Annotated in this window: 4 protein-coding genes; 3 read left to right on the forward strand and 1 reads right to left on the reverse strand. The window is 59.1% G+C overall.

Annotated features, from left to right (window positions below; genetic code table 11):
• Both LD28_RS0110935 and LD28_RS0110940 read left to right on the forward strand, forming a co-directional pair.
• A partial coding sequence (locus LD28_RS0110935) for a hypothetical protein (RefSeq protein ID WP_033137001.1) occupies window positions 1-442 on the forward strand: 442 nt, incomplete at its 5' end.
• 624 nt (window positions 443-1066) lie between these two features.
• A complete protein-coding gene (locus LD28_RS0110940) occupies window positions 1067-2428 on the forward strand; it encodes an alpha-amylase family protein (RefSeq protein WP_156120189.1) in 1362 nt (453 codons plus the stop codon).
• 108 nt (window positions 2429-2536) lie between these two features.
• Here LD28_RS0110940 and gyrA read toward each other — a convergent pair whose 3' ends face one another.
• Window positions 2537-5290: a DNA topoisomerase (ATP-hydrolyzing) subunit A gene (gene gyrA / locus LD28_RS0110945; protein WP_033137003.1), complete on the reverse strand. Its 2754-nt coding sequence runs from the start codon at window positions 5288-5290 to the stop codon at window positions 2537-2539.
• Window positions 5291-5488: 198 nt separating this feature from the next.
• Here gyrA and ubiG point away from each other — a divergent pair.
• On the forward strand, window positions 5489-6010 hold a 522-nt coding region (gene ubiG, locus LD28_RS0110950; RefSeq protein ID WP_033137004.1), incomplete at its 3' end, for a bifunctional 2-polyprenyl-6-hydroxyphenol methylase/3-demethylubiquinol 3-O-methyltransferase UbiG.

Genomic DNA, 6010 nt, shown 5'->3' on the forward strand with positions numbered 1-6010 from the left:
CACGGGCGCAGGCCGCTTGAAAGTGATCGAGAAGCTGGCCAGCGCTGGCGTGCAGGTGGGGGTACTGGCCGCCCCCATGATCCCGCGGCTCAATGAGCCGGAGCTGGAGCAGATCATCAAATCGGCCGCAGAGGCGGGCGCCAGCTGCGCCGATTACATCCTGCTGCGGTTACCCCACGAGTTGGCGCCGCTTTTTGGTGACTGGCTCGATACCCACTATCCAGGCCAGAAGGAGGCTATTTTGAATCAGTTGCGAGCCAGCCGCGGTGGCGGGCTCAACAGTACCGTCTTCGGCACCCGCATGCGCGGTGAGGGACATTTTGCCGATCTGCTGGCCCAGCGCTTTCGCCTGATCAGCAAGCGCCTTGATCTGGGCAAACGCCATATTCAGCTCAGGCTGGATGCATTTATCCGCCCCGGGGAGCAGCTGTCGCTCTTCTAATCCCCCTGCTCACGCGCTTCATACATCAGGTGCACAGCCCTTGCCTGCAAAGAGGTCGAGAGGAAGACCTGCCGCGACACATCCTGTGGGAACCCCGCTTTTCCGAATTTTCCAACGGAGTAGTCATGTCGCGACAAGATCGCGCTATCCGGGAAACCGGAGACAGTACCTTAGCCTGCTCGCGGGTCCCGGCCCTGTTGCACCATTTCAACCGGCAGCCGAGATGGTTCATGGGCCACTTCGTGCTCATTCTCCCCATACTGCGACACCTCTGACTCGCCCCATACCCGGCTACACCAAATTTCCCATGTGATCCAACTGGTCATATGCAGCTCCTGACGGTGAAGGTGATGGCAACAGCGCACCACTCGTCCGGCAGGATAACGGCTGGGGATGACAGGGAAATGACAACAAAATCACTGGTAAAAAGGCAACTGGCCGTTGCGGGGAAAAGCAGCAACAGCTCACACATTCGGCGAAATCATCCTGAAAGCGGTCACAAATCCGCAGGTTGTGGATTGCAGCCCACCCTGTTCCCGCCAAAGCTGGCTTGCCCATTCAGGCATGTATAAAAACAGGGACACAATAATGAAACACACAGCGGGAATATGGGCGATCGCAGGCATGCTGATCGCTCCCTTGGCGCACGCCGACGTCATACTGCACGCCTTCAACTGGAAGTACAGTGAAGTGACCGCCAAAGCCGACTTTATCAAGTCGGCCGGTTACAAGCAGGTACTCATCTCACCGCCACTGAAATCCTCGGGCAACGAGTGGTGGGCCCGATACCAGCCGCAGGATCTGCGCCTTGTCGACTCCCCCCTTGGCAACAAGCAGGATCTCGAGCAGCTGATCGCCGCCATGAAGGCACGGGGTATCGCCGTCTACGCCGATGTAGTGCTCAACCACATGGCCAACGAAAGCTGGAAGCGCCAGGACCTCAACTACCCCGGCAGCGAACTGCTTGGTCAGTACGCCGCCAACCCGGCCTATTTCGAGCGCCAGAAGCTGTTTGGCGATCTGGGGCAAAACCTGCTGGCTGCCGCCGATTTTCATCCCGAAGGGTGCATCAGCGACTGGAGCGACCCGGGCCACGTCCAGTACTGGCGACTCTGTGGCGGTGCCGGTGACAAGGGGCTACCGGACTTGGATCCCAACAACTGGGTGGTGAGCCAGCAGCAGGCCTATCTCAAGGCACTCAAGGGGATGGGGATCAAGGGTTTTCGGGTCGATGCGGTCAAGCACATGAGCGATTACCAGATAAACGCAGTGTTCACCCCCGAGCTCAAACAGGGGATGCATGTTTTTGGCGAGGTGATCACCACTGGCGGCGCTGGCAGCACCGATTACGAGCGCTTCCTCAAACCCTACCTCGACAGCAGCGGCCAGGGAGCCTATGACTTTCCGCTGTTTGCCTCCCTGCGCGGCGCATTCAGTTACGGTGGCAGCATGAACCTGCTGGCCGATCCGGGCGCTTATGGTCAGGCGCTGCCGGGCAGCCGCGCCGTCACCTTTGCCGTGACCCACGACATCCCCACCAACGACGGCTTCCGCTATCAGATCCTCAGCCAAACTGACGAGAAGCTGGCCTATGCCTACCTGCTCGGCCGCGATGGTGGCTCACCGCTGGTCTATTCGGATCACGGCGAGACCCAGGCCAAGGATGGACTGCGCTGGCAGGATTACTACCAGCGCGCAGATCTCAAGGGAATGATCCGCTTCCACAATACGGTGCAGGGTCAGCCGATGCAGCTGGTCGGCAGCGGTGACTGCTTCGTGCTGTTCAAACGGGGCAAGCAGGGGCTGGTCGGCATCAACAAGTGCGACTACGAGCAGGAGTACTGGCTCGATACCGCCAGGTTCGAGATGAACTGGTATCGCAACTATCGGGACGTGCTCGACCAAGGCGCCGTGGTCAACGTGCAGAGCCAGTGGGTACGGGTCGCCATTCCCGCCCGCAGCGCCAGAATGTGGCTGCAGGAGTAATCCAGCCGTACTATCAGCTGCAAGTCATAAAAAGCAGACAAATAAAAAGAGCGACCACCAGGGTCGCTCTTTTTGATCAGAGACGTTGCTCGGGTAAACCGGAGACGATTACTCGTCGCCCGCTTCCCCTGCATCGACCGCATCAGTGCCGGTCGCGGTATCGGTACCTTCAGATACCTCACCGTCAACGGCCAGAGCGTCGTTCTCGTTCTCGTCTTCATCGCTCTCGGCGATGCGCTGCAGGCCAACCACGGTCTCGTCTTCACCGGTACGGATCAGACGGACACCGCCGGTGTTACGGCCAATGACGCTCACCTCGGCAACACGGGTACGCACCAGGGTGCCGCCGTTGGTGATCAGCATGATCTGGTCGGTATCTTCGACCTGGATCGCATCGATCACCTTGCCATTGCGCTCATCCACCTTGATGGAGATAACGCCCTGAGTACCACGGCTCTTGGTCGGGTACTCGTCGAGTGCGGTACGTTTGCCGTAACCGTTCTCGGTGGCGGTGAGGATGGCACCGACCCCACGCGGAACGATGAGGGAAACCACCTTGTCACCGGCGCCCAGCTTGATGCCGCGCACACCGGCCGCGGTACGACCCATCGGACGCACGCCCTTGAAGGTGCCCTTGCTTTCGGTGCCTTCGCCGTTGTCGCTGCCATCATCGTCGTTGCCGGCATCGTCGTCGGTTTCAACGTCATCGCTGACATCCGCATCAGCGCGACCGCTGCCTTCCGCAAAGCGAACAACTTTGCCCGCGTCGGAGAAGAGCATGATCTCGTTGCTGCCATCGGTGATATCCACCCCGATCAGCTCATCACCCTCTTTGAGGTTGATGGCACGGATACCGGAGGAGAGCGGACGGCTGAAGTCAGAGAGGCTGGTCTTCTTCACGGTACCGTTGGCGGTAGCGAAGAAGACATACTTCTCGGCATCATACTCCTTCACCGGCAGGATGGCGGTGATACGCTCACCCTCTTCCAGCGGCAGCAGGTTGATGATCGGACGACCACGGGCGCCACGGGACGCTTCCGGCAGCTGATAAACCTTGAGCCAGTAGACCTTGCCACGGGTGGAGAAGCACAGAATGGTGTCGTGGGTGTTGGCCACCAGCAGACGCTCCACAAAGTCCTCTTCCTTGATCCGGGTGGCCGACTTGCCACGACCACCGCGGCGCTGGGCCTCGTAGTCGGAGAGCGGCTGATACTTCACATAGCCCTGGTGAGACAGGGTAACTACCACGTCTTCCGGGGTGATCAGATCTTCGATGTTGATCTCGGCACTGGACATGCTGATCTCGGTGCGACGTTCGTCGCCATACTGCTCGCGCACGGCCAGCAGTTCATCGCGGATCACTTCCATCAGACGAGCCGGGCTCGCCAGGATGTGCAGCAGCTCGGCGATCAGATCCAGCAGAGATTGGTACTCTTCCAGGATCTTCTCGTGCTCGAGGCCGGTCAGCTTGTGCAGACGCAGGTCAAGGATGGCCTGGGCTTGCTGTTCGGTCAGGAAGTATTGACCTTCACGGATACCGAACTCCGGCTCCAGCCACTCTGGCCGTGCCGCGTCGTCGCCCGCTTTTTCCAGCATGGCGGCCACGTTGCCGAGTTCCCAGCCCTTGGCAACCAGGCCCGCTTTCGCTTCGGCCGGGGTCGCGCTGTGACGGATCAGCTCGATGATGGGATCAATGTTGGCCAGCGCAACCGCCAGGCCTTCCAAAATGTGCGCCCGATCCCGCGCCTTGCGCAGTTCGAACACGGTCCGGCGAGTCACCACTTCACGGCGGTGCAGCAGGAACGCATCCAAGATCTCTTTAAGGTTCATCACCTTGGGCTGGTTGTTATCGAGCGCCACCATGTTGATGCCGAACGTGGTCTGCATCTGGGTGTGCTTGTAGAGATTGTTCAGCACAATCTCGCCGGACTCGCCGCGCTTGATCTCGATAACGATGCGCATGCCGTCTTTGTCAGACTCATCGCGCAGGGCACTGATGCCCTCGACCTTCTTCTCTTTGACCAGCTCGGCGATCTTCTCGATCAGACGAGCCTTGTTCACCTGATAGGGGATCTCGTGAACGATGATGGTCTCGCGACTGGTCTTCTCGTCCACTTCCACTTCGGCCTTGGCGCGTACATAGACGGAGCCACGACCGGTGCGGTAAGCCTGCACGATGCCAGAACGACCGTTGATGATGCCGCCGGTGGGGAAATCAGGACCGGTGATATAGGTCATCAACTCGTCGATGGTGAGCGAGCCATTCTCGATCAACGCCAGACAGCCGTTGACTATCTCGGTGAGGTTGTGAGGCGGAATGTTGGTCGCCATGCCCACCGCAATACCGGAGGAGCCGTTGACCAGCAGGTTGGGAACCTTGGTGGGCATGACCGCCGGGATCATCTCGGTGCCGTCGTAGTTCGGCACCCAGTCCACGGTCTCTTTGTCCAGATCAGCCAGCAGCTCATGGGAGATGCGGGCCATCCGCACTTCGGTATAACGCATGGCCGCGGCGCTGTCGCCGTCGACTGAACCGAAGTTGCCCTGACCATCGACCAGCATGTAACGCATGGAGAAATCCTGCGCCATCCGGACAATGGTGTCATACACAGCGCTATCGCCGTGCGGGTGATATTTACCGATTACGTCACCGACCACACGGGCCGATTTTTTATAGGGCTTGTTCCAGTCGTTCCCCAACTCGTTCATAGCAAACAGAACGCGGCGGTGAACCGGTTTCAAGCCATCACGCACATCCGGCAGAGCTCGTCCTACGATCACGCTCATGGCGTAATCAAGATAGGAACTCTTGAGCTCTTCTTCGATGTTGACCGGCGTGATCTCTCTGGCCAGATCGCTCATAGAAAGCCTTATCCCTAATTAGTTGTTCTTTGGCTTAAACAGCGCGACATGGTAACACACTGAGCCAAATACCTTAAGCCACAAATCGGGTATCAGATCGGGCTGGTGTGACAAAGTCCGTCCGTTATAATGCCCGCCAGGACAATAGATTGCGCCCATGACTCAGAACCGGGCGCCCTGCCACAGGATCTTCGAAAAATGAACAGTGATGCCAATGTCGATCTGACAGAAATCGCCAAGTTTGAAGCCATCGCCTCCCGCTGGTGGGACATGGAAGGTGAATTCAAACCCCTGCATCAAATCAATCCGGTACGCCTTGACTGGATCACCGACAAAAGTGGCGGTCTGTTTGGCAAGCGCATTCTCGATATCGGGTGTGGTGGCGGCATCCTCTCCGAGAGCATGGCCCGCCGTGGCGCCAAGGTGACTGGCATCGACATGGGCAAAGAGCCCCTCGGCGTCGCCCGCCTGCACGCCCTGGAGCAAGGCGTCGAGCTCGAATATCGCCAGATCACTGCCGAAGCCCATGCCGCCGAAGTACCCGGCCAGTATGATGTGGTCACCTGCATGGAGATGCTGGAGCATGTGCCGGACCCCGCTTCCGTGCTGCGCGCCATCGCCACGCTGGTGCGCCCGGGCGGCCGGGTGTTTGTTTCGACCATCAACCGCAACCCGAAAGCCTATCTGATGATGATCATCGGGGCTGAATACCTGATGAAG

The sequence above is a fragment of the Aeromonas finlandensis genome, assembly GCF_000764645.1.
Classification (GTDB): Bacteria; Pseudomonadota; Gammaproteobacteria; order Enterobacterales; family Aeromonadaceae; genus Aeromonas; species Aeromonas finlandensis.